The organism is Pseudomonas sp. TE24901 (assembly GCF_054058375.1).
This window is the reverse complement of sequence record NZ_JBSSAF010000004.1, coordinates 13,991-35,460: the sequence shown is the minus strand read 5'-3', so window position 1 is coordinate 35,460 and position 21,470 is coordinate 13,991. Positions and strand designations below refer to the sequence as shown.

Sequence of the window (21,470 nt, the reverse complement as noted above, 5' to 3'; positions counted from 1 at the left end):
TGGGGGCGCTTCGCCCCCCAGCGGGAGCAAGCTCCCTCGCCACAAAAGCCGGCTCCTACAGGGTCAGGGCTTTGATCAGTGAATCCGTGTTGGTGGTGAGCTCTGCCACCGGATCCGCACTGTCCACCTCCAGCACCAGCAGTTGCGAGCCGCCTGCCGCGATGGCCGCTTTCACCGCCTCACTCGGCTGACGATGGTGCAACACCACCGCCACGTCGTTCTCCTTCAATTCGGCACTGAGTTTCTGTAAGGCCTCGGGCGTCCAGTCGGCGTCCGGTCGTGCATCTGTGCTCACTACTTCCAGGTTCAGGCTGCTGACCAGGTAGGCGAAGTGATCGCTCAAACTGACCACCGTGAGGTTGTCCGCCTTGGCCAGCCGCGCTTCGCTGTCGGCGGTGAGCTTGAGCAGGCGTTGCTTGAGGGCGGCGAGGTTGGCGTCGATTGTGGGCTTGGCGTCCGGCGCCAGGCGGCTCAGGTCGGCGGCGAGCACGTCGGCCATGCGCCCGAGGTTGTTGCTCGATTGCCACGGCTGACTGTTCAGGCCATCGGTGCTGCCGGGTTGCACGGCAATGCCGGGCAAACCGCCGTCCACCGGGCGTGCGGCATCCACTTCGACGATGCGGATATTGCTACGCCGCGCCACCGGGTACAGCGGGTCATCCGCCCACAGCGAGCGCAGGCCGATGGCGGCGTCGGCGTCTTGCGCCAGCTTGCTCAGCGCCGGTGCGCCACGGCCGGTGAAATAGGACACCTGCCGCGAACCCGGCAGGTTGGCCGGGGCGGCGCGTTCGAGCTGTACGGCGGTGCCTTTGAGCAGCAGTTCAGCCAGGCCATAGGTGATCGGCAACGAGGCCAGTACCTTGACCGGTTTTGCCGCGTGGGCAACCGGTTTGGGCGCTTCAGCCGCCATCAGTGGCGTGGTGAACAAGCAAGCGATGGCCAGGGCCAGAGGATGAAGAACGGAGCGCATTATCCAAGATTCCCTTTGAGGCTGGGCACGGTGCCGCGCGCAATGGCGGCAAAGGCGAAGGCGATACCGGCCACGAGGATGATCGCGGCACCGGACGGGATGGGCAGGTCGAAGATGATCGGCAACAGGATCCCGCACAGCGTGCTGACCGTGGCGATGATCACCGAGACCCAGAAGAAGCCCTTGAGCGATTGGCTCAGCAGGCGCGCTGCGGCGGCGGGGATCACCAGCAGGGCGCCCACCAGGATCGCGCCGATCACCTTCACCGCCGCCACGGTGATCAGCGTCACCAGGATCACGAACAGATAATCCAGGGTTTTCACCGCCACCCCGCGCACTGCCGCCAGTTGCGGATTGAAGCTGGCAAGCATGATGCGGTTGTACAGCGGCAACGCCAGCGCCATGACCAGCGAGCCGACAATCGCCAGCACCAGCAGGTCATTGCCATTCACCGTCAGCACTGAACCGAACAGTACGTTCTCCAGAATATGCACGTTGATCTTGCCCGCCAGGATCAGCAGCAGGCTGGCGCCCAGGGCCAGGGACACCGAGAGGAACACACCGATCAAGGTGTCGGGCGCCAACCCGGTGCGGTTGCGCAGGTAGTTGAGCAGGATGCCGAACAGCAGGCAGTACCCGAACAGGGCGCCGTAGGGCCCGGTGTAGGGTTCACCCAGCAGGATGCCGACAGCCACGCCGGTGAGTGCCGCGTGGCCGACCGCCTCGGAGAAGAACGCAAAGCGCTTGACCACCACCAGCGTACCCAGGCCGCCCAGCACCGGGCCGATCAGCAGGCCGGCGAGCAGGGCGTTGACCACAAAACCATAGGCCAGTGCTTCCGGCAGGTACCCGGAAGAGGCCCAGCCCTGGACCATCAGGCGAAACGCTTCATAACTCATTGCACCGGGCTCCGAGGGTGGGTGGAGAACAGGGTCAGCAGGCGGTCCGGGGTCAACGCTTCTTTCGGCGTAGCGTCGAACAGTACGCGACGGTTCAGGCCGGTGACGCGATCGGCCAGGCGGCCCACGGCTTCCAGGTCATGCTCGATCCACAACACGGTGATGCCGGCCAGGCGCCAGTCGTTGAGCAAGCGCTCAAACACCTGGATTCCGGCCTCGTCGAGCGCCGACATCGGCTCATCCAGCACCAGCAGTTGCGGCGCCGGGATCAAGCCCTGGGCCAGCAGCACGCGCTGGCGCTCACCCCCAGACAGCGCACCCATGCGGCGTTTGCGCTTGTCCTGCATGCCGACACGCTCCAGCGCATCGCCAATCGCCCCGGCGTAATGCCGCGACAGCCCGAGAAACGCCGGGCGGCGCTGGCACATGGCAGCCATAAAGTCGTCGACAGTCATGGGCAGGCCCCGGTCGAACTCCAGTGCCTGAGGCACATAACCAATGGTGCCGGGTGTGCTCTGCCAATGCAGGCGCAGTTGGCCCTGGTGTGGCGTCTGCCCCAACAGCGTCTTGATCAGCGAGCTTTTGCCGCCGCCGTTCGGGCCCACCAGCGCATGGATACTGCCGGGCTGTACCTGGAATTTCACACCGTCCAGGATGGTGGTGCGGCCCAGGGTCAGCGACACCGCGTCGAAGTCGAGGGTCGGGCCAATGCTGGCCACACTCAATTGTTCGGCCGCGGTCATGAGCCTGACTCCTGGATGGCCCGCACCACCGTGTTGAGGTTGCCGGTCATTTCCACTTCGTACTTTTCAGGGGTGTATTCGCCGTAGGAGATATGCGACAGCGGGTACAGCTTGACCCCCGACTCACGCTGGATGGTGTCGACATAAGTGGACGGGAAATCCATCTCCGAGAAGATCACCTTCACATCCAGGGCACGCAGTTCGTCGATGGTCTTTTTCAGCTGGCTGGGGCTGGGCTCGATGCCGTGGGCCGGTTCGACCACGGCGGTCACTTCCAGGCCGAATTCGCGCAGCAGGTAATCGTAGGCCGCGTGCACGGTGGCCACGCGCAGGTCCGGGTTCGGTGCGCTGGTCAACTTGGCCAGTGCATCGGCGCGCATCTGGCGCAGGCGCTTGCCGTAGGCGCGGGCGTTCTGGGTGTAGGTCTTGGCGTTGTCCGGGTCGAGCTTGCCCAGTTCGCGGGCGATGTTGTTGACCTGGGCAATCGAGGCACTGATCGACAGGAAGGTGTGTGGGTTCACCACCTTGCCCGCGCCACGCGCCGCGTTGCCGGTGGCCGCCAGCAACGGCACGTTGGCGTTGGCTTCGATCACCGGGATGTCCGGGCGCTCGCTGGTGGCGATCATGCGGTCGGCGAAGTCGTCATGGCCGACGCCGTTGAGCACGATCACGTCCAGGGTGCCGATGCGCTTGATGTCTTCGGCGCGCGGTTCGTAGGCATGGGGGTTGAAGCCGGCCGGGATCAGCGGCACCACATCGGCCTTGTCGCCGACGATATTGGCCACGTAGCTGTAATACGGGTGCAGGGTGATGCCGATTCGCAGGCGCTTGGCCGCCTCGGCGTTCGCCAGGGGAGTGAGCATCAGGCTGATAAGGCCGACCAGCAACAGACGCAACAATGGGGATGAAATGGACATGGGCACTCGGTCTTCTCGTTCAGTGACGGTGCTGGCGGGTTACGCCGGCATCGAATTGCGTGACCACCTGCTTCCAGCCGGCCGCGATCAGCACCGGGTCAGTCAGGTCGGAAGGGGGCGCGAGGTTGGCCTGGCGGTTGAGCCACACATCCGGCTCGCCATCGTGCACGCGCATCAGTAGCGAGCCGCTGGTGGCGGGCGCCTGGCTCAAACCCAGGTAGGCCGACGGCGCGAGCAGTTGCCAGCGGTGGTCGCCACGGCTGACCGAACTGGCGTCCTTGGCAAACGGTGCAAAGCCTTCCTCGGCCAATTGCTGTGGCGTGGGCAGGGCGTTCTGCTCCTGTTGCAGCAGCTGGATCTCGTCCAGGGTCACCCGCAGGTCGGCGTAGATCCCTTGCTCGGCCGCGCTCAGGTCGCGGCGTGCGTCCAACTGGTGGCTGGGCACGGCGGCGACCTCCTGGCTTTCACCATGCAGGGCAATCACCGAGCCGGCCACGGCGAGGATGATCAGGCACAACAGCAGCACATAGAGGGTTTCGTGGCCGGCCCCGGCGGGGCGTACAACCTGTGTCGTACTCATTGCGGCTGGATATCCGCTTGGTCGATTTCAACGACGTGGCCGGGGCCGGCGTCGAACAGCACGTAGAATTCGGCCGAGGGCTTCTTGAAGGTCAGGGTCGAGTCCTGGCCAAGCTTGCCGGGCAGCAGGACGGTTTCGTCGTAGCCGATCACGTCCAGGGTCACGCCGGGTGCGCCGCTGCCGTCGGAGAAACCGCCGGTGCACTGGATCTGCCCACCGGCAATTTCCTTGCACTCGCACATCGGGTTGTGGGCCAGGGCCACGGTACTGAACCCGGCGCACAGCACTAGCAATACGCGGGATAGGCGCTTCAACGTCATGGTTTGACTCCTTGCTTGTTCAGCCAGGCGATAGTGGCAGGCGAGGCCTGGCTCAGCGGGATAGAACCCTGGTGCATCGTGCCGTCCCAGCCTTCCATGGTGACCCACAGTTCGGCGTCGGCCGGGGTGCGCTCCGGCACCGGCAGCAATGCGCCCATGCGGTACGGCGTACCAAAGAAGATCACCCCGGCAGCCCGCAGGCTGCGCGGCTTGCCGATGCGCAGGTAGGTGGCCTTGACCTGTTCGGCGCAGGTGGCGCACAGGGCGGCGTTGAAAAACTTCATCGGGCCGGCCGGGTCGGGGCGCGGGCCTTCATTGCGAAACTCGGCGAGGGTCAGGCTCCAGGGCCCGACCTGCACGTCACCGGCCACTCGCTCGCCAATGCCGGTATCGCCCCGGAACAAGGCCGCTTCGGAGAAATACCGGGGCATGAAGCCCAGTGGCACCAGGATCAGCAGAATATTGATGTGGAAGCGCCATTTGAGCCAGAAGGCCCGCAGTGGCGAAGGTGCTGGCGCCGCGATGACTTTGCTCATCAGTTGGCCTCCGTGGTTTCAGCCTGCATGGCCGGGACAGGCGCCGGTTGGCGCGGCGCCTTGTTGCTGCGCTTGAGGGCATTGAGGGTGGCCAGGGCTGTCCGCTTGGTCCAGATCAGCAAGCCGCTCAACACCATCATACTCAGCACCAGGCCGAAGAATGCCCAGATCAGCTTGATCCACAGGCCGCCGAAGTCGCCGGTGTGCAGCGGGCGCATGGACTCGGTGACGAACTCCAGGGTGGTGCGATCGGACAGCAGGTGGGAGACGGCGATTTCGCCGTCATACGGGTTCAGTTGGGCAGTCTGGAACATCAACGGGTACCAACCGCGCCCGCCGATCTGCAGGTGGCTGTAGGCATTGCTCGGGAGGAACACGAACGTGGCGTCCAACCCGGGGATGCGTTCGCCGGCAATCTTGATCGCTTCGTCCAGGGCAATCATCGGGGCGGGCACGCCGGGCGCTGACAACGGCACTTTCTCCCGGGCGATCACCGGCACGATGGGCTCGCTGGAGATGGAAATCTGGTTGTCGCCCAGGATCGCCTGGATCAGGAACCAGGTGCCGGTGATGGAAATGACCGCGATGAACCAGATCGACCAGATCCCACTCAGGCGGTGGAAGTCACCCCAGAAGATCCGCGCGCCGTGGCGGATGCGCAGGGTAGGGCGCAGGAAACCCTTCCAGAAGCGCTTGTACACCACCAGCCCGGTGACCAGTGAGGCCAGCAACGGCAGGCCAAGGAACGACACCAGGTACCAGCCCCAGCTGTAGCCATTGGTGAACGGCACCAGCCACCAGCCGTGCAGGGCGCGGGTGAATTGCTTGAAGTTGAACGACGGGCTCACGCCCTGGATAGCGCCGGTGTACGGGTTGACGTAGACCTCCACGGAGCGCCCGTCGGGGTAGCTGAGGTCGACGCTGAGGGCAAAGTGGGTTTCGTCGGGGCGAATGATCGACTGCACGATCACCTGGGGTTCGGCGCGTTTGATCGCGCTGATCACCTGGTCGAAGCTCAGCGGTTCGGCGTCGTCCGACGGTTTGCTGGCGCGGATGTCCGGGTTGGCCAGCCAGACGATTTCCTGGCTGACCACCGCCAGGGTGCCGGTGACGCAGACGATCAGTACAAAGAACCAGATGGGCAATGCCAGCCAACTGTGTACGAGAAACCAGAGTTTTGAGCGTGACTTCTTCGACATGTGAATGAGGGTCTTGATCGGAGGGGGGCAAAGAAGGCCCGGAAAAGGCCGGTCGTAGCTTTTGCTGACGCGACGGGCTGTATCTAAGTTAAGACGGATGAGAGGAGCAAATCCCTAAGCCGGATATGAAAGAAATTGTTTCAGGATCACATTCGGCGTGGTTTGCCGCCGCGATCGAACACGAAACATGTTCCAAGCCATCACCCAGGCGCCATTGATGGGGCGGGTTGGCTGGGTAGGATGGGCTCATACCGTTGAGTGAGCGCCTAGATAAGTGAGTCCACAAAAATGACTGCCAGAACCCTCTACGACAAACACATCGATTCCCACACGGTGTGCCCCCTGGATGATCAGGGCCATGTCCTGCTGTATATCGACCGCCAAGTGATCAACGAATACACCAGCCCCCAGGCCTTCAGCGGCCTGCGCGAGGCTGGCCGTGAGGTATGGCGCCCCGGCACGGCGCTGGCGGTGGTCGACCATGTGAACCCCACCACGCCCCAGCGCATTGCGGCCATGCCCGATGCTGGCGGTGCGCGGCAGGTGTCGTACCTGGCGGAGAACTGCCGGGATTTCGGCATCGAACTGTTGGACATCCTCGACAAACGCCAAGGCATCGAGCATGTGATTGCCCCGGAACAGGGCTTTATCCTGCCGGGCATGGTGATTGCCGCCGGTGACAGCCACACCACCACCTACGGCGCCCTGGGGGCTTTTGGGTTCGGCATCGGCACCTCGGAAATCGAACACCTGCTAGCCTCCCAGACCTTGGTCTACAAACGCCTGAAAACCATGCGCGTGACCGTCGACGGCGTATTGGCCAAAGGGTTGACCTCCAAGGACGTGATCATGGCGCTGATCGGCAAGATCGGCGCCTCCGGTGCCACGGGCTATGCCATTGAGTTTCGCGGCGCCACCATCGATGCGCTGAGCGTCGAAGCGCGCATGACCATCTGCAACATGGCGGTGGAAGCCGGGGCGCGCGGTGCGTTCATGGCGCCGGACGAAAAAGTCTTCGCCTACCTCAAGGGCAAGCCGCGCGCGCCAAAGGGCGAGCTGTGGGAACAGGCCCTGGTGGGCTGGCGTCAACTGCATTCGGACGCCGACGCGCTGTTCGACCAGGAAGTGCATCTGGACGCCAGCACCCTGGAGCCCATGGTCACCTGGGGCACCAGCCCCGACCAGGCTGCGCCGATTGGTGCCCGCGTCCCGGACCCGCAGGACGTCAGCGACCTGATCCTGCGCCAGGACATGCGCCGCGCCCTCAACTATATGGGCCTGGAAGCCGGCATGCCGCTGAGCGACATCGTCATCAGCCATGCGTTTATCGGCTCCTGCACCAACGCCCGTATCGAAGACCTGCGCGACGCTGCGAGCGTGGTGCGTGGCAAACACGTGGCCGACCATGTGCGGGCGATGATCGTGCCGGGTTCCACCGAAGTGCGTGACCAGGCCGAGGCCGAAGGCTTGGCGGCGATCTTTATCGACGCCGGGTTCGAATGGCGCCAGTCGGGCTGCTCGATGTGCCTGGCGATGAACGACGACGTGCTGGCCCCGGGCGACCGCTGCGCCTCCAGCACCAATCGCAACTTTGAGGGTCGCCAGGGCGCCGGTGCGCGTACTCACCTGATGAGCCCGGCGATGGTCGCTGCCGCTGCGATCACCGGCCGCCTCACCGATATCCGCCACTTTGGAGACCGCCCATGAGTCTGCAACCGTTCACTACAATCACCGGCAAGGCCGCACCCATGCTGGCGGCCAACATCGACACCGACGTGATCATGCCCAAGCAGTTTCTCAAGGGCATCGATCGCAGTGGGCTGGACCAGGGTTTGTTTTTCGACTTGCGCTTCCTGCCTTCCGGCGAGCCCAACCCCGCATTCGTGCTGAACCAACCGGCCTGGCAAGGGGCGAGCTTTCTGGTGGTGGGGCCGAACTTCGGGTGCGGCTCCAGCCGTGAACACGCGGTGTGGGGGTTGAAGCAGACCGGGATTCGCGCGCTGATCGGCAGCAGTTTTGCCGGGATTTTCTATGACAACTGCCAGCGTAATGGGGTGTTGTTGATCACGTTGGATGAGGCGGTGTTGCAGAAGCTGGGGCAGGTTGTCAGCCAACCCGAGCAGGCGCAGATCAGTGTGGACCTGGAGGCCCAGGCCATTCATTTGGCTGACGGCCAGGTGATTCCCTTCCAGATCGACACGTTGCGCAAAACCGCGCTGTTGCTGGGGCTGGATGCAATTGGCAGCACCTTGCAGCGCAGTGACGAGATCAAGGCCTTCGAGCGCCGCCACCTCGCGGCCAACCCCTGGCTCAACTGACACCCCCTGAATCCAAATGTGGGAGCGGGCTTGCTCGCGAATACGGTGGGTCAGTCGGCTTATCTATGGCTGACTTACCGCATTCGCGAGCAAGCCCGCTCCCACATTGGAATCCATTCCAATTCGGAATCGGGCTAGATAGACAGCCCCTTGAAGTGCTCCTGCAAAAACTCCACACACGCCCGCAACTTTCCTGAATACGCCAGCCGCGTCGGGTACACCGCCCACACGTTGGCGCTTTGGGTGTAGTTGTGCAGCACCTGCACCAGCTTGCCTTGCTCCAGCAGCGGTTTCACATCCCACATTGAGCGCAGCAACACGCCGCGCCCATCCAATGCCCACTGCAACACGATCTCGCCATTGTTCGATGACAGCGGCCCGCGCACGCGTACGCTTTCGGGGGCGCCGTTGTGTTCCAGGTTCCAGATGCCAAACGCATTGTCGCGCTCTTTGAGCACCAGGCAGTCATGCTGCTCCAGGTCGCTCAACTGTTGCGGTGTGCCCTTGCGTTGCAGATAGGCCGGCGCGGCGCACAGCACGCGGCGGTTGCTCACCAGCCTCCGGCCGATGTGCTGCCCGGGGATGTCGTCGCCCACGCGGATCTCCAGGTCAAACCCTTCGCTGACGATGTCCACCACGCGGTCGAACAGGTCCAGGCGAATTTCCAGGTCCGGGTACTGCTCGGCGAGCAATGACAGGGCAGGGGCCACATGGTTGCGGCCAAAGCCGAAACTGCTGCACAAATGCAGGTGCCCACGCGGGCTGTCATGGGCGTCGGAGAGCTCATCGGACAGTTGCTGGAAGTCTTCCAGGATACGCACCGCCCAGCGCTGCACCCGTTCGCCGTCTTCGGTCAGGGCGATGCGCCGGCTGGTACGGTGCAGCAGGCGGGTGGCCAGGGTGGTTTCGAGGATCTGGATGCGCTTGCTGACATACGCCGGCGACAGCCCCAGCTCATCGGCGGCGGCAGCGAAGCCGGCCTTGCGGATCACGGTCAGGAACACCCGCAGGTCTTCGGGTAGGGGCACGGTATCTTTCTTATTTGTCATCAGAAACAAGGCTGGCGGCATGAGCCGCCAGAATAGCACCGGATCGGCGCGCCTTCCGGCACACCGGGCGGTCTTCGGTTATTCGGCCGCGATTTTGGCCTGGGCAGCCGCCCGAGCATGGCGGCCGCGCTTGAGGGCGATGGGGGCCATTTTCTCGCGGTCCAGTTCACCTTCCCACGCGGCGACCACCAGCGCGGCCACGGCGTTGCCGATGATATTGGTCAGCGAGCGGCATTCGGCCATGAAGCGGTCCACACCGAGGATCAACACCATCGCCGCCACCGGCACCGTCGGCACCACGGCCAAGCTCGCCGCCAAGGCCACAAACCCTGCACCCACCACCGCCCCGGCTCCCTTGGACGTCAGCATGGCCACTGCCAGCAGCGTCAACTGCTGCTCAAGCGGCAAGTGGATATTGGTGGCCTGGGCCAGGAACAGCACCGCCAGGGTCATATAGATGTTGGTGCCGTCCAGGTTAAAGGTGTAGCCGGTGGGAACCACGATGCCCACCACGCCTTTGGAGGCGCCCAGGCTTTCGAGTTTCTGGATCAGCTGTGGCAACGCCGATTCGGAAGAACTGGTGCCCAATACGATCAACAGCTCCGACTTGATGTAGCCCATCAACTTGAAAATGCTGAAGCCGGCGTAGCGGGCGATGCTGCCCAGCACCACCGCTATGAAAAAGAACGCCGTGATGTAGAACGTGCCCACCAACTTCAACAGCGGCAGCAACGAACCCACGCCGTACTTGCCGATGGTGAACGCAATCGCACCAAAGGCACCGATGGGCGCAACGCGGCTGATGATGCCGACGATGCGGAAGAACACCTCGCTGGCCTGGTTGATCACGCCCACCAGCGGCCGACCCTTTTCACCGACCATCACCAGGCCGACGCCGAACAGCACGGAGACGAACAGCACCGGCAGGATTTCACCTTTGGAAAACGCATCGAAAAACGTGGTGGGGATCACATGCAGCAGGAACCCGGTGATGCCTTCGCCATGTTCGGCCTGGCCGACAAAACCGGCGATGGCCGAGCTGTCGAGGGTCTTCACATCGATGTTGAAGCCCACGCCCGGGTGCAGCAGGTGCGCGGCGAGGATGCCGATCAACAGGGCGATGGTCGACACCACCTCGAAGTACAACAGCGCCTTGCCGCCGACCCGGCCCACCTGCTTCACGTCATGCATGCTGGTGATGCCGGACACCACCGTACAGAAGATGATCGGGCCGATGATCATCTTGATCAGCTTGATGAAACCGTCGCCCAAGGGCTTGAGGTCAATACCGATTTGCGGCCAAAAATGGCCGATCAACACACCCAGCGCGATAGCGATGAGCACCTGCACATACAGGGTTCCCAGCAGTTTTTTGAGTGTCATTGTTATTATCTCAATCGTTTTTTGGGCAAAGCGAACCCGTCGCAGGCCAACAGCAGCCTGCGAGGCGGGTCCATCAGGTCACGGGGTTACAGCATCATCGGAGGAAGGCCAGGACTTCGCCCAGCAACAGGTCGGGGGCTTCTTCTGCAATGTAATGGCCGGCCGGCAGGGCCTTGCCACGTACATCGGTGGCGACTTTCTGCCACTCCTTGAGTGGTTCGAAACAGCGCCCGACCGTGCCCTCGGCGCCCCACATCACCAGCAATGGCAGGTTCAGGTGATTGCCGGCGTCGATGTCTGCCTGGTCGTGCTCAAGGTCGATACCGGCGGCAGCCCGGTAATCCTCGCAGATGCCGGTGGCGCTGCCCGGCAGTTTCAGGCAACGCAGGTATTCGGCGAAGGCTTCGTCGGTGAACGGCTTGAGCCCTGCACTGCGGCTGCCCATCACACTGCGCAGGTACAGCTCGGGGTTACTCTCGATCAAGGCCTCCGGCAACGGCGCCGGGCGGATCAGGAAGAACCAGTGCCAGTAGGCGCGGGCGAAGGCTTCGTCGGTCTGGGCGTACATCGACAGGGTGGGAGCGATGTCCAGCAACACCATGCGTTGCACGCTGGCCGGATGGTCCAGGGCCAGGCGATGGGCGACGCGGGCGCCACGGTCGTGGGCCAGCACCGAGAACGTGTCGAAGCCCAAGGCTTGCATCAGCTCGACGCCGTCGCGGGCCATTTCGCGTTTTGAATAGTTGGTGTGACGCTCGTTGGCCGGCGGCTTGCTGCTGTCGCCGTACCCACGCAGGTCGGCGGCCACCACGGTGAAGTGCTCGGCCAGTTGTTCGGCGACTTTGTGCCAGATGACGTGGGTTTGCGGGTGCCCGTGCAGCAGGAGCAGGCCGGGACCTGTACCGCCTTTGCGGTAGCTGATGTCCACGCCGTTGACGTGGCAGCTGTCTTTTTGGAATCCGGCAAACATGGAATGACTCCTTGTGATGATTGCCTGCATCCTGAAATCACGCCGCCTTTGGGGCAAGGGGGAAAGCGTGGAGGGGTTGTTCATGAAGTGTGTAGCTGCTGTGGGTCATGCGACCCAATCCATCAAACAAATGAGATCACCTGTGGGAGCGGGCTTGCTCGCGAAAGCGGAGTGTCAGCCACCTTATGGGTTGGCTCATACACCGTATTCGCGAGCAAGCCCGCTCCCACAGGTGATAGAGGGTGTTTATGCGATCTCAGCTTTGCTGGAACATCTCCATGGCACGCTGGCGGATTTGCGCTTCGGTCAGGTCCTCCTTGTGGGTGGCCAGGAACCACAGATGCCCGAAAGGATCCTTCACACTTGCCGAGCGGTCGCCATAAAACTGGTCTTTGGGCTCTGACACCACGCTGGCACCTGCTGCGACCGCTTGTTTGAATTGCGCATCCACATCCTCCACGTACAGATGCAGGCCGACGCTGGTGTGTTCGGCGGGGTTGCGCAGGGCCATTTCATCGCAGGGCGTGCCCAGCATGATCGCCGAGTCGCCAATACGCAGTTCGGCGTGGCCGACTTTGCCGTCGGGCATGTCCAGACGCATGACTTGTATGGCGCCGAAGGCTTTTTTGTAGAACTCGATGGCTTCGGCGGCTTTGTTGATGCCCATGTAAGGCGTGACGCGGTGATAGCCCTCTGGAATGGGTTTGACGCTCATATCGTTCTCCTGGGTGGTGGTGATGGAGTCACGGCCTTTTCACTATAGGCCACGTGTCGCGAGGGCTGCGGCCAGCCGACGAGGTGTTCGCCAGGCAACAGTGAACGGGCAGATTGCTGCGCCATCAGCGCTCCTGGATCCGATTTATGCAGCCAAACCCCTGGTTTCAGGGCTCGGCACAGAAGCTGCAATAGCTCAGGCAAACCATTCGCCCGAGAGCGTTGTATGTCTGTACTGCCTGTATCTGCCGATTACCCGATCCACACCCCCGATGCCGAAATCATTCGCGACGAAGCCCACGCCCTTGCCGTTGCCCACCGCGTTGCCGCGGTATTGCTGGAGCAGGACGCTGAGCGCGACCGCACGCGCCACGTGCCCGCCGACGTGGTGGACCTGTATTCCAACAGCGGTCTGTGGGGCATCAGCGTGCCGCGTGAGTTTGGTGGGGCGCAGGTGTCCTACGCGGTACTGGCCCAGGTGATTGCGATTATCTCGGCGGCTGACCCGTCGCTGGGGCAGATCCCGCAGAACCATTACTGCCTGCTGGAAGACATCCGCCTGCAAGGCACGCCTGAACAGCAGGCGCATTTCTTCGGCCTGGCGCTGCAAGGCCATCGGTTTGCCAATGCGCTGTCGGAAACCGTCGGCAAACATGTGCAGGACATCCAGGCGACGATTCGCCGCGAAGGCGATGGCTATGTGATCAACGGGCGCAAGGGCTATTGCACCGGCTCGTTGTACGCCCATTGGCTGGCGGTGCTGGCGCTGGATGAACAGCAAAACGCGCAACTGGCCTTTGTAAAACGCGGCACCGAGGGCCTGGTGGTGGTGGACGACTGGGACAGCATGGGCCAGCGCACCACCTCCAGCGGCACGGTGCTGGCCGAGCAGTTGCGGGTGCCGGCGTTCAACCTGTTCCCGACGCATAAGTCCTACGATTCGCCGACATTGGCCGGCCCGTTCGCCCAACTGACCACCGCCGCCATCGACGCCGGTATTGCCCGCGCCGCGCTGCGTGACACGGTACAGTTCGTGCGGCAGTTCGCCCGGCCGTGGATCGATGCCGGTGTGGAAAAAGCCAGCGAAGACCCGTTGACCATCATCCAGGTTGGTGCGCTCGACATTCGCCTGGAAGCCGCTGAAGCCTTGCTGGAACGCGCAGGTGTAGCCCTGGATGCGGCACGCCCCGCGCCGGACGAAGACAACGTCGCCCATGCCTCCCTGGCGGTGGCCCGGGCCAAGGTGCTCACCACCGAAATCGCCATCGAAGCCAGCAACAAGCTGTTCGAACTCGGCGGCACCCGCTCGACCTTGAAGAAGCACAACTTCGATCGCCATTGGCGCAACGCCCGGGTGCACACCCTGCATGACCCGGTGCGCTGGAAGTACCACGTGGTGGGCAACTGGCTGCTCAACGGCGCCAAGCCGCCGCGCCACGATTGGTCGTAAGCCATGGCCGAATTGTTTAAACACATTTACTGGGCCGACATCGGCCAGGCGTGCCTGGAAACCCTGAGCATGCTCGCTGCCGCCCTCGGTTTTACCGTGCTGCTGGGGCTGCCGTTGGGCGTGGTGTTGTTTCTCACCGGTAAACGCCAGTTGCATGAAGCGCTGGGGGTGTACCGCGTGTTGTCGGTGGTGGTCAACGTGCTGCGCTCGCTGCCGTTCATCATCCTGCTGATTGTGTTGATCCCGCTCACCACCTTACTGGTGGGGACTTCCCTGGGCGTGCCGGGCACCATCCCGCCGCTGGTGGTGGGGTGCACACCGTTCTTTGCACGGCTGGTGGAAACCGCGCTGCGTGAAGTCGATCGTGGTGTGGTGGAGGCTACCCAGTCCATGGGCGCCAGTACTTGGCAGGTGATTCGCCACACGCTGCTGCCGGAGGCCCGGGGCGGGCTGCTGGCGGCGGTGACCGTGACCTCGATTGTGCTGGTGGACTACACCGCCATGGCCGGGGTGATCGGGGGTGGAGGCCTGGGTGACCTGGCGATTCGCTACGGCTACCAACGGTTCCAGACCGACGTGATGGTGGTCACCGTGGTGCTTCTGCTGGTGCTGGTGCAGGCCCTGCAGATGACCGGTGACCGTTTGGTGGCGCGTTACAGCCGCCGTTGAAACCTATAAAACTACTGCCTTCGGAGCCTTCATGAAAAAGTCCCTGGCCATTTTGGCCGCTGTCCTGTCGTTCAATGCGTTTGCCAACGAGACACTGGTGGTGGGCGCCACCCCCGTGCCCCATGCGGAAATCCTCGAGTTTGTGAAACCGGTGCTGGCCAAGGAAGGCGTGGACCTGCAGATCAAGGTCTTCACCGACTTCATCCAGCCCAACCAGCAGTTGGCCCTGAAGAACCTCGATGCCAACTACTACCAGTACCGCCCGTTCCTCGATGACTACAACAAGACCCGTCACACCGACCTGGTGCCGGTGGTGGGCGTGCACATCGAGCCCTTTGGCGCTTATTCGACGCGCATCAAAAACATCTCAGAGTTGAAGGACGGCGCCACCGTGTCGATCCCCAACGACCCGGTCAACACCGGCCGCGCCTTGGTGCTGTTGGATGAAGCCGGCCTGATCAAGCTCAAGGACCCGAGCAACACCCTGAGCACGCAGCGTGATATTGCGCAAAACCCCAAGCACCTGAAGATCCGTGAACTGGAAGGCGCCTTGCTGGCCCGTTCGGTGAGCCAGGTGGACCTGGCGTTCGTGTTTGCCAACTACGCGTTGGAAGCGGGGATCGACACCAACAGTGCGTTGATCGTGGAGAAGGGCAAGTCGCTGTACGTCGAGTACCTGGTGGCTCGGCCGGATAACATCAACGACCCGCGCATCCAGAAACTGGCCAAGGCGTTGAACTCCGATGAAGTGCGTCAGTTCATCCTGACCCGCTACAAGGGCCAGATTGCGCCGGGGTTCTAACCCGAGCGCAGATCAACTGTGGGAGCTGGCTTGCCTGCGATGGCGTCCGCAAAATCTCCATCGCCGGCAAGCCGGGCTCCTACAGGGATCGGGTTTTCAGGTCAGGTTTCGGGTGTGGGTTCCAATAGCTGCGCCCCCGGCCCACGCTCACCCAGTTGATCATCCTGGTTGCGCAACGGGCATGCCTCCATCGACAAACACCCGCAACCAATACAGCCATTGAGCTTGTCCCGCAGCAACATCAGCTTGTTGATGCGTTCATCCAGGTCTTCCCGCCACAGCGCCGACAAACGCTCCCAATCCTGGGCGGTGGGCGTGCGGCCATCCGGCAGCGTCTGCAACGCCTCGCCAATCGTCGCCAGCGGAATCCCCAAGCGCTGGGCGATCTTGATCACCACCACCCGCCGCAGCACGTCCCGTGGATAACGCCGCTGGTTGCCGGCGTTGCGGTTGCTTTTGATCAGCCCCTTGGTTTCGTAGAAGTGCAGCGCCGTGACCGCCACGCCGCTGCGGGCCGCCAACTGGCCGACGGTGAGTTCTTTGTTCAGCATGACAATCTCCGAAACAACGCTTGACCTTGACTTAACTAGAGGTTTTACCCTGCGTGGCATCGAATCGCAAGATTCTGCCTACGGAGAGAGGGGAGTGTTCATGCAGGTATCAGAGAAGAATCGCAGTTTCACTCAGCTGATCGAATTCCAGATCGAACCCCATCAGCAAGGGGCCCTGGTGGCGGCGTTGTCCACCCAGAGCGAGCGCCTGGCCGAGGGCCATGGCGGTTTTTTGAGTGCGAGCGTGCAGGTCAGTGATGACGGGCGGCGGGTGCTCAATTACCTGCAGTGGCAGTCCCGCGAGGATGGCGAGGCCGCGTTCCAGCGCTTTGAGCAGGGCGAGGAAGATTTCTGGACGCTGATTCGCGCCCACCAGGCCACGGCCGTGACCTTCGGTTCGTTCCAGGTGCTGCGCAGTTTTGAGCGTAGCCATGACAACGCGTTGCACTGCCGCCTAAATGGATAAGTGCAACATGCGTTCGCCTTGTACGTTTTCGCCGGGGCGACGTTTGTTCACCGCCAGCTCGCCGATCTTGATCAGGCGGGTGCGCGTCACGTTGCGGCTCAGGCCCAGCAAGTTGGCGGTGTGCACCTGGTTGTAATGGCTGAAGCGGTAGGCGGCCCGTAGCAGCGCGTCCTCGACCTTTTCGTGCAGGGCTCCGGCCTGTTCCTCGAACAGTTTCTGAAAGGCGCGCTCCAGCAGGGCTTCGGCACTGTTGTCGGCGCTGTGCTGACTGTCGTCCTGGCGCTCAATGCGCATGTTCGACAGGCGCAGGTCATCCCGCTCGATCACGCCATTACGGCAGATCAACAGGGTGTGGTGAATCACGTTTTCCAGCTCGCGGATATTGCCCGGCCAGCTGTAGCTCTTGAGCTTGTGCTCGGCCTCACGGCTGATGGTGATCGGGCCGTAACCCAGGCGCTGGCTGTAGGCTTCGATGAAATGCCGAGTCAGCGGCAGGATGTCGCCGGGACGCTCGCGCAGCGGGCTGAGTTCCAGGCTGACCACATCGAGGCGGTAATAGAGGTCTTCGCGGAAGTGCCCGGCGTTGATGGCCTTTTCCAGCTGCACATTCGTCGCGGCCAAGACGCGCACATCAATCGGAATGCTCTTGCGTGAACCCAGGCGCACTACCTCACGTTCCTGCAGGACGCGCAGCAACTTGACCTGGATCGCCATGGGCAAGTCGCCGATTTCATCGAGGAACAAGGTGCCGCCGTCCGCTTCTTCAAACCAGCCGGCCTTGGCGCTGAGGGCGCCGGTGAAGGCGCCTTTTTCATGGCCGAACAGTTCGGCTTCCACCAGGGATTCGGAGAACGCGCCGCAGTTCACCGCCACGAACGGCCGATTGCGGCGTGCGCTGAGGTTGTGGATATGCCGCGCCACCAGCTCTTTACCGGTGCCGGTTTCGCCGATGATCAGCACGCTGGCTTCGCTGGGCGCCACTTGCTGGATGTGATCGAGCAGCGCCTGGGATTTGGGGTCTTCGAAGACCTGGGCCGTGGCGCGGATCGAGGTCGCGAGGGCGGGCGAGGGCGGTAGGGTCAAAAGCTGCATGGGCACCTCTCTCAGGAGTAGAACGTGGGAATCGGCAGGGACTGGTTCAAGGCCCAGTCGCCGAGTTCGTGGAGTTTGTAGTCCACCGGGTCGTGCAACGTCTGGGTGCGCAGGTTGCGCCAGTGGCGGTCCAGGCGCAGTGACGCGTGGGTGGAGCGTGCGCCGGTCACTTCAAACAGCCGGCTGCACAAATCCAGGCCCTGGCGAGTGGCGGCGACCTTGGCAGTGGCGATGGCGATGGCCAGTTGGCCGCGCTCGGCTTCGCTGAGGTTCGGGCCCTTGGCCCAGGCTTGATCGAGCAGCTCGGCGGCGCTTTCGACCAGCAGGCGTATACCCTCCAGGGCGACCCAGAAGTCGCCGTAGTGATGCAGCACGTAGGGGTCGTGGCGCACGTCATCGGCCGAGGATTTGTGCCACGAGCGGGTTTCGGTGAGGGTGTAGTGCCGTGCTTCTTCAAAGGCGCCTTCGGCAATGCCGAGAAACATATGGGTGAAGGTCAACTGTGCAATCAACGGGCGCAGGCAGGCAAAGGGCGTGCTCAGCGGGCCCGGGTCGAGCAGCAGTTCCGACTCTTCTACGCGCACCCGTTCGAAGCTGGCGCTGCCGCTGTCGGTCTGGCGTTGGCCGATGTTGTTCCAGTCATTGTGCAAGGTGATGCCGCTGCGCCCGCTGGGGATGGCGGCGATCAACAGTTTGCCGCCGGCATTTTCATCGACGGCGGAGGCAATCAGCATTTCCGAATCGCTGGCGCCGGAGCAGAAACTCTTCTTGCCGGAAAACTCGCGCCAGCCGCCGAAGTCCTTGACCACCGTGCGCGTGTCCAACGGGTTGAGGGCGTTGCCCCAGAACCAGTTTTTGCGGGCAGTCTGTTCGAACCAGGGTTGCCATTGGTCCGGGCGCGCAAACAGCCGCACGGTGGCGAGCATCAAGTGATGAAAACCGAAGACATGGGCGATGGAGCTGTCGACCTTGGCGAACTCACGCACGATGCCCAGGGTTTCACTCCAGCGTGCGCCGAGGCCGCCGTATTGGGTGGGGATGCTCAGGGCCAGCAGGCCGCTTTGGCGCAGGGCATCGCGCTCGGCTTTGGGCGTGCCGCCGCGCTCATCGCGCTCGACGGCGGTGAGGGCGAATTCGGCGGCCAGCAATTTGGCGGTCTGCACAGGCGATGGCAGGACGCTGTGGGGTTTGGCTGTCACACGGTGTTCCTCATTTTTTATCTGGCAATGAAGGCCAAATGTGGGAGCGAGCAAGCCCGCTCCCACATAAAGCCGATCTCACTGCCCTCAGGCCTTTGTGGTGGGCAGCACATCGTTGGCAATCATTTCGCCGAACGGGCCCGTGAGGTTGGTCACGCCGCGCCCGGCCAGGCTCGCGTATGGCTCGGGCAGCAGCGGAAACACCAGTTCGGCAAAGCGGTAGGCTTCTTCCAGGTGCGGGTAGCCGGAGAAAATGAAGCTCTCGATCCCCAGGTCCGCGTATTCCTTGATGCGCTCGGCCACTTGCTGCGGGTTGCCCACTAGGGCCGTGCCGGCACCGCCACGCACCAGGCCGACGCCGGCCCACAGGTTGGGCGCGATTTGCAGGTTGTCGCGACGCCCGTCGTGCAGCGCGGCCATGCGGCGCTGGCCTTCGGAGTCAAAGCGCGAGAACGATTTTTGCGCGGCGGCGATGGTGTCGTCGCTGATGTGTTCGATCAGTTTGTCGGCGGCTTTCCAGGCCTCTGCTTCGGTTTCACGCACGATCACGTGCAGGCGAATGCCGAACTTCACGGTGCGCCCGTGGCGTGCGGCGCGCTCACGCACATCCGCGAGTTTTTGTGCGACGGCGGCAGGTGGCTCGCCCCAGGTCAGGTACACGTCCACCTGCTCGGCGGCGAGGTCGTGGGCGGCGTCGGAAGAACCGCCGAAGTACAGTGGCGGATAAGGCTTCTGCACCGGTGGGTAAAGCGCCTTGGCGTTCTGCACACGCAGGTGTTTGCCTTCGAAGTCCACCGATTCACCCTGCAACACACGGCGCCAGATGCGCAGGAATTCGTCGGTGACTTCATAGCGTTCGCTGTGGTCGAGAAAGCTGCCATCACCGCGGTTTTCGTCGGGATCGCCACCGGTGACCACGTTGATCAGCAGGCGACCGTTGGACAGGCGGTCCAAGGTCGCTGCCATGCGTGCGGACACGGTGGGCGAGATGATGCCCGGACGGATCGCCACCAGGTAGCGCAGGCGTTCGGTCAGCGGCACCAGCGCCGAGGCGATGACCCAGGAGTCTTCGCACGAGCGCCCGGTAGGAATCAACACGCCGTGGTAACCCAGGCTGTCAGCCGCTTGGGCGACTTGCTTGAGGTAATTGAGAGTGACCGGCCGTGCGCCTTGGGTGGTGCCCAGGTAATGCCCGTCGCCGTGAGTCGGCAGAAACCAGAAAACATCCATGACAAATCCTTAGGCGATTTTCAGCAGGGAAGGTGCGTGTGCTGCAAACAACGGCGCCGCGCGTTCGGCCGCCAGTTGAATGCGGGCTTTGAGCAACTCGCTGGTGATTTGGTAGTCGGTGAAATCGGCCTCCGTGGCGTACACGCCAATCGGCAAGGTCAAGGCCTGGAAGAAGCTGAACAGCGGACGCAACTGGTGATCGAGCACCAGCGCGTGGCGCTCGCTGCCACCGGTGGCGGCGAGTAGCACGGGGGTGTTGATCAGCGCGTTGAGGCCAACCAGGTCGAACAAGTGCTTGAGCAGGCCCGGGTAGGAACCGCGATAGACCGGCGCGGCAACGATCAACAGGTCGGCCTGTTCGATGGCCAACAGTTGCGCTTCGACATCGGCCGGCAATTCATCACGTGACAGTGCGCCGCCCAGCGGCCGAGCGATGTCGCCCAGTTCGATCACGGTAGCCTCGATCGGCAGCAGGGTGGCCAGCTCGGCCAGCACCGCGTGGGTCAGGACGAGGGTGCGGGACGGGCGCCAGGTTCCGCCGGAGAGGGCAACGACATTCAGGGGACGGGTCATGAACAGTTCCTTTTTCAACAGTGGTTCATAGCAGGTGAGGTCAAACGCTTTGAGCAAGAGCTGTACCAAAGGCGCAAAGCCTTGGTGGACGGGGGCTGCAGGCTTACTGCTGAAAAATGAAGCTGTTGTCTGCCTGGTGTTTTGTTGAATGGCTGTTGCCGGGGCAACAGTTGCGTGGCGAACAGTGTTGATCGGGCGTGAGGCAGTTATAGAGGGTTACTTTTATTCCGTAAATGAACGTATTTCCATATTTATAGATCGTAAAGAAATATGAAGGGTGTGCTATCGAGGGTGCCTGAACGGTTGATAGCGACTATCACGGCGGTTGATTTTTCGTTGCCAAGGGCCGGGAGTAGCCTGTGTTCATTGACTTAAAACCTCTTTCGCAGGGCCTTCGCCATGAACCGTTTCCTCGCCGTTTGCTTGTTAGTTGTCAGCGCTGTTCTCGCCGGGTGTGCGGCCCATTCTTCCCCTGAGTTGCGCCCCTACACCGCTGAAGAGAGCAAGCAGTTGGCGTTGGAAGCGCTGAGCCGGCGCGGCCTGTCGTTTGACGAGTACCAACAGCAGCGCGCTGCGCTGACCGGCCAGCCGCAGAAAGCCTTTGGTTTTGATCAGCAGGCCGAGATGAATGCACAGCAATCTGCTCACCACGGTGGTCGCGCGAGCTGATGTCTATCCGACGGTAGGTAACGGCGAGGGTTTGACGGCGAGTTGCGCCCCAACTAGAACTTAGCTGTAGCAAATCATCACGCCTGAGCTGCAGGTGGATGGTTGGGTTGAGTGTCTGTTGGCTCCTGTCTCTATGGGTTTACGCCATGTCGTGGTCACGCAGTGGAATAG

The 21,470-nt window shown here is 62.7% G+C and carries 24 protein-coding genes; 7 read left to right on the top strand and 17 right to left on the bottom strand.

Going from position 1 to position 21,470, the window contains the following annotated elements; all coding sequences use genetic code 11:
* Window positions 1-55 precede the first annotated feature (55 nt).
* Genes ACVWVP_RS08810 through ACVWVP_RS08775 form a run of 8 tightly spaced genes read right to left on the bottom strand, consistent with a single transcriptional unit; the run spans window position 56 to window position 6,164 of the window.
* Window positions 56-970 (bottom strand): metal ABC transporter substrate-binding protein, encoded by a 915-nt coding sequence (locus ACVWVP_RS08810; protein ID WP_457405320.1) that lies wholly within the window; start codon window positions 968-970, stop codon window positions 56-58.
* On the bottom strand, window positions 970-1,869 hold the full coding sequence (locus tag ACVWVP_RS08805) for a metal ABC transporter permease (protein WP_178920132.1): 900 nt from the start codon (window positions 1,867-1,869) through the stop codon (window positions 970-972). The genes ACVWVP_RS08810 and ACVWVP_RS08805 overlap by 1 nt, the downstream gene beginning before the upstream one ends.
* The gene (locus ACVWVP_RS08800) at window positions 1,866-2,612 is read right to left on the bottom strand and encodes a metal ABC transporter ATP-binding protein (RefSeq protein WP_259173202.1); all 747 of its coding nucleotides are present in this window, start codon (window positions 2,610-2,612) and stop codon (window positions 1,866-1,868) included. The genes ACVWVP_RS08805 and ACVWVP_RS08800 overlap by 4 nt, the downstream gene beginning before the upstream one ends.
* Window positions 2,609-3,529, bottom strand: a complete 921-nt coding sequence (locus tag ACVWVP_RS08795; protein WP_176996414.1) for a metal ABC transporter substrate-binding protein — start codon at window positions 3,527-3,529, stop codon at window positions 2,609-2,611. The genes ACVWVP_RS08800 and ACVWVP_RS08795 overlap by 4 nt, the downstream gene beginning before the upstream one ends.
* Window positions 3,530-3,548: 19 nt before the next feature.
* Entirely contained in the window at window positions 3,549-4,109 is a 561-nt protein-coding gene (locus ACVWVP_RS08790; RefSeq protein ID WP_457405317.1) for a DUF6162 family protein, read from the bottom strand.
* On the bottom strand, window positions 4,106-4,429 hold the full coding sequence (locus ACVWVP_RS08785) for a hypothetical protein (protein WP_178920128.1): 324 nt from the start codon (window positions 4,427-4,429) through the stop codon (window positions 4,106-4,108). The genes ACVWVP_RS08790 and ACVWVP_RS08785 overlap by 4 nt, the downstream gene beginning before the upstream one ends.
* Window positions 4,426-4,965 carry a thiamine pyrophosphate-binding protein gene (locus ACVWVP_RS08780; protein ID WP_178920127.1) on the bottom strand — a complete coding sequence of 180 codons (540 nt, stop codon included), beginning with the start codon at window positions 4,963-4,965 and terminating at the stop codon, window positions 4,426-4,428. The genes ACVWVP_RS08785 and ACVWVP_RS08780 overlap by 4 nt, the downstream gene beginning before the upstream one ends.
* Window positions 4,965-6,164, bottom strand: a complete 1,200-nt coding sequence (locus ACVWVP_RS08775; RefSeq protein WP_178920126.1) for a PepSY-associated TM helix domain-containing protein — start codon at window positions 6,162-6,164, stop codon at window positions 4,965-4,967. Before ACVWVP_RS08775 ends, ACVWVP_RS08780 begins: the two co-directional genes overlap by 1 nt.
* Window positions 6,165-6,452: 288 nt before the next feature.
* Here ACVWVP_RS08775 and leuC point away from each other — a divergent pair, with 288 nt between their 5' ends.
* Both leuC and leuD read left to right on the top strand, forming a co-directional pair.
* Window positions 6,453-7,871, top strand: coding sequence for a 3-isopropylmalate dehydratase large subunit (gene leuC / locus ACVWVP_RS08770; protein ID WP_178920125.1), 1,419 nt, complete (start codon window positions 6,453-6,455; stop codon window positions 7,869-7,871).
* Window positions 7,868-8,482 (top strand): 3-isopropylmalate dehydratase small subunit, encoded by a 615-nt coding sequence (leuD, locus tag ACVWVP_RS08765; RefSeq protein ID WP_457405313.1) that lies wholly within the window; start codon window positions 7,868-7,870, stop codon window positions 8,480-8,482. The genes leuC and leuD overlap by 4 nt, the downstream gene beginning before the upstream one ends.
* A gap of 134 nt (window positions 8,483-8,616) precedes the next feature.
* Here the strand turns inward: leuD and ACVWVP_RS08760 are convergent, their stop codons facing one another.
* The 4 genes from ACVWVP_RS08760 to ACVWVP_RS08745 all read right to left on the bottom strand — a co-directional run bounded on the left by ACVWVP_RS08760 (window position 8,617) and on the right by ACVWVP_RS08745 (window position 12,599).
* On the bottom strand, window positions 8,617-9,531 hold the full coding sequence (locus ACVWVP_RS08760) for a LysR substrate-binding domain-containing protein (RefSeq protein WP_457405311.1): 915 nt from the start codon (window positions 9,529-9,531) through the stop codon (window positions 8,617-8,619).
* Window positions 9,532-9,609: 78 nt separating this feature from the next.
* A complete protein-coding gene (locus ACVWVP_RS08755; protein WP_178920122.1) occupies window positions 9,610-10,914 on the bottom strand; it encodes a dicarboxylate/amino acid:cation symporter in 1,305 nt (434 codons plus the stop codon).
* 94 nt (window positions 10,915-11,008) lie between these two features.
* Window positions 11,009-11,884 (bottom strand): alpha/beta fold hydrolase, encoded by an 876-nt coding sequence (locus ACVWVP_RS08750; protein WP_178920121.1) that lies wholly within the window; start codon window positions 11,882-11,884, stop codon window positions 11,009-11,011.
* A gap of 256 nt (window positions 11,885-12,140) precedes the next feature.
* Window positions 12,141-12,599 (bottom strand): VOC family protein, encoded by a 459-nt coding sequence (locus ACVWVP_RS08745; protein ID WP_178920120.1) that lies wholly within the window; start codon window positions 12,597-12,599, stop codon window positions 12,141-12,143.
* 225 nt (window positions 12,600-12,824) lie between these two features.
* Here ACVWVP_RS08745 and ACVWVP_RS08740 point away from each other — a divergent pair, with 225 nt between their 5' ends.
* Genes ACVWVP_RS08740 through ACVWVP_RS08730 form a run of 3 tightly spaced genes read left to right on the top strand, consistent with a single transcriptional unit; the run spans window position 12,825 to window position 15,519 of the window.
* Window positions 12,825-14,048 (top strand): SfnB family sulfur acquisition oxidoreductase, encoded by a 1,224-nt coding sequence (locus tag ACVWVP_RS08740; RefSeq protein WP_457405308.1) that lies wholly within the window; start codon window positions 12,825-12,827, stop codon window positions 14,046-14,048.
* Between the two features lie 3 nt (window positions 14,049-14,051).
* Window positions 14,052-14,717: a methionine ABC transporter permease gene (locus ACVWVP_RS08735; protein WP_176996402.1), complete on the top strand. Its 666-nt coding sequence runs from the start codon at window positions 14,052-14,054 to the stop codon at window positions 14,715-14,717.
* 31 nt (window positions 14,718-14,748) lie between these two features.
* Window positions 14,749-15,519: a MetQ/NlpA family ABC transporter substrate-binding protein gene (locus tag ACVWVP_RS08730; protein WP_178920118.1), complete on the top strand. Its 771-nt coding sequence runs from the start codon at window positions 14,749-14,751 to the stop codon at window positions 15,517-15,519.
* A 101-nt stretch (window positions 15,520-15,620) separates the two neighbouring features.
* On the opposite strand, the gene soxR is transcribed toward ACVWVP_RS08730, so the two are convergent.
* Window positions 15,621-16,070, bottom strand: a complete 450-nt coding sequence (soxR, locus tag ACVWVP_RS08725; RefSeq protein ID WP_178920117.1) for a redox-sensitive transcriptional activator SoxR — start codon at window positions 16,068-16,070, stop codon at window positions 15,621-15,623.
* A gap of 100 nt (window positions 16,071-16,170) precedes the next feature.
* Between soxR and ACVWVP_RS08720 the strand changes: the two genes are divergently transcribed.
* On the top strand, window positions 16,171-16,536 hold the full coding sequence (locus ACVWVP_RS08720) for an antibiotic biosynthesis monooxygenase (protein WP_178920116.1): 366 nt from the start codon (window positions 16,171-16,173) through the stop codon (window positions 16,534-16,536).
* On the opposite strand, the gene ACVWVP_RS08715 is transcribed toward ACVWVP_RS08720, so the two are convergent.
* The 4 genes from ACVWVP_RS08715 to msuE all read right to left on the bottom strand — a co-directional run bounded on the left by ACVWVP_RS08715 (window position 16,525) and on the right by msuE (window position 20,630).
* Window positions 16,525-17,628 (bottom strand): sigma-54 interaction domain-containing protein, encoded by a 1,104-nt coding sequence (locus ACVWVP_RS08715; protein ID WP_176996398.1) that lies wholly within the window; start codon window positions 17,626-17,628, stop codon window positions 16,525-16,527. The two genes, ACVWVP_RS08720 and ACVWVP_RS08715, sit on opposite strands and share 12 nt — an antisense overlap.
* An 11-nt stretch (window positions 17,629-17,639) precedes the next feature.
* Window positions 17,640-18,827: an acyl-CoA dehydrogenase family protein gene (locus ACVWVP_RS08710; protein ID WP_178920115.1), complete on the bottom strand. Its 1,188-nt coding sequence runs from the start codon at window positions 18,825-18,827 to the stop codon at window positions 17,640-17,642.
* Window positions 18,828-18,914: 87 nt separating this feature from the next.
* Window positions 18,915-20,057, bottom strand: coding sequence for an FMNH2-dependent alkanesulfonate monooxygenase (ssuD, locus tag ACVWVP_RS08705; RefSeq protein ID WP_178920114.1), 1,143 nt, complete (start codon window positions 20,055-20,057; stop codon window positions 18,915-18,917).
* Window positions 20,058-20,066: 9 nt separating this feature from the next.
* Window positions 20,067-20,630 carry an FMN reductase gene (gene msuE / locus ACVWVP_RS08700; RefSeq protein WP_178920113.1) on the bottom strand — a complete coding sequence of 188 codons (564 nt, stop codon included), beginning with the start codon at window positions 20,628-20,630 and terminating at the stop codon, window positions 20,067-20,069.
* A gap of 399 nt (window positions 20,631-21,029) precedes the next feature.
* Between msuE and ACVWVP_RS08695 the strand changes: the two genes are divergently transcribed.
* Window positions 21,030-21,299 (top strand): hypothetical protein, encoded by a 270-nt coding sequence (locus tag ACVWVP_RS08695; protein ID WP_457405302.1) that lies wholly within the window; start codon window positions 21,030-21,032, stop codon window positions 21,297-21,299.
* Window positions 21,300-21,470: the final 171 nt, after the last annotated feature.

Bases quoted from the DNA above. Each gene is read 5' to 3' on its own strand.
- ACVWVP_RS08810 (WP_457405320.1), bottom strand. From the start codon at position 970: ATGCGCTCCGTTCTTCATCCTCTGGCCCTGGCCATCGCTTGCTTGTTC.
- ACVWVP_RS08805 (WP_178920132.1), bottom strand. From the start codon at position 1,869: ATGAGTTATGAAGCGTTTCGCCTGATGGTCCAGGGCTGGGCCTCTTCC.
- ACVWVP_RS08800 (WP_259173202.1), bottom strand. From the start codon at position 2,612: ATGACCGCGGCCGAACAATTGAGTGTGGCCAGCATTGGCCCGACCCTC.
- ACVWVP_RS08795 (WP_176996414.1), bottom strand. From the start codon at position 3,529: ATGTCCATTTCATCCCCATTGTTGCGTCTGTTGCTGGTCGGCCTTATC.
- ACVWVP_RS08790 (WP_457405317.1), bottom strand. From the start codon at position 4,109: ATGAGTACGACACAGGTTGTACGCCCCGCCGGGGCCGGCCACGAAACC.
- ACVWVP_RS08785 (WP_178920128.1), bottom strand. From the start codon at position 4,429: ATGACGTTGAAGCGCCTATCCCGCGTATTGCTAGTGCTGTGCGCCGGG.
- ACVWVP_RS08780 (WP_178920127.1), bottom strand. From the start codon at position 4,965: ATGAGCAAAGTCATCGCGGCGCCAGCACCTTCGCCACTGCGGGCCTTC.
- ACVWVP_RS08775 (WP_178920126.1), bottom strand. From the start codon at position 6,164: ATGTCGAAGAAGTCACGCTCAAAACTCTGGTTTCTCGTACACAGTTGG.
- leuC (WP_178920125.1), top strand. From the start codon at position 6,453: ATGACTGCCAGAACCCTCTACGACAAACACATCGATTCCCACACGGTG.
- leuD (WP_457405313.1), top strand. From the start codon at position 7,868: ATGAGTCTGCAACCGTTCACTACAATCACCGGCAAGGCCGCACCCATG.
- ACVWVP_RS08760 (WP_457405311.1), bottom strand. From the start codon at position 9,531: ATGACAAATAAGAAAGATACCGTGCCCCTACCCGAAGACCTGCGGGTG.
- ACVWVP_RS08755 (WP_178920122.1), bottom strand. From the start codon at position 10,914: ATGACACTCAAAAAACTGCTGGGAACCCTGTATGTGCAGGTGCTCATC.
- ACVWVP_RS08750 (WP_178920121.1), bottom strand. From the start codon at position 11,884: ATGTTTGCCGGATTCCAAAAAGACAGCTGCCACGTCAACGGCGTGGAC.
- ACVWVP_RS08745 (WP_178920120.1), bottom strand. From the start codon at position 12,599: ATGAGCGTCAAACCCATTCCAGAGGGCTATCACCGCGTCACGCCTTAC.
- ACVWVP_RS08740 (WP_457405308.1), top strand. From the start codon at position 12,825: ATGTCTGTACTGCCTGTATCTGCCGATTACCCGATCCACACCCCCGAT.
- ACVWVP_RS08735 (WP_176996402.1), top strand. From the start codon at position 14,052: ATGGCCGAATTGTTTAAACACATTTACTGGGCCGACATCGGCCAGGCG.
- ACVWVP_RS08730 (WP_178920118.1), top strand. From the start codon at position 14,749: ATGAAAAAGTCCCTGGCCATTTTGGCCGCTGTCCTGTCGTTCAATGCG.
- soxR (WP_178920117.1), bottom strand. From the start codon at position 16,070: ATGCTGAACAAAGAACTCACCGTCGGCCAGTTGGCGGCCCGCAGCGGC.
- ACVWVP_RS08720 (WP_178920116.1), top strand. From the start codon at position 16,171: ATGCAGGTATCAGAGAAGAATCGCAGTTTCACTCAGCTGATCGAATTC.
- ACVWVP_RS08715 (WP_176996398.1), bottom strand. From the start codon at position 17,628: ATGCAGCTTTTGACCCTACCGCCCTCGCCCGCCCTCGCGACCTCGATC.
- ssuD (WP_178920114.1), bottom strand. From the start codon at position 20,057: ATGGATGTTTTCTGGTTTCTGCCGACTCACGGCGACGGGCATTACCTG.
- msuE (WP_178920113.1), bottom strand. From the start codon at position 20,630: ATGACCCGTCCCCTGAATGTCGTTGCCCTCTCCGGCGGAACCTGGCGC.
- ACVWVP_RS08695 (WP_457405302.1), top strand. From the start codon at position 21,030: ATGAACCGTTTCCTCGCCGTTTGCTTGTTAGTTGTCAGCGCTGTTCTC.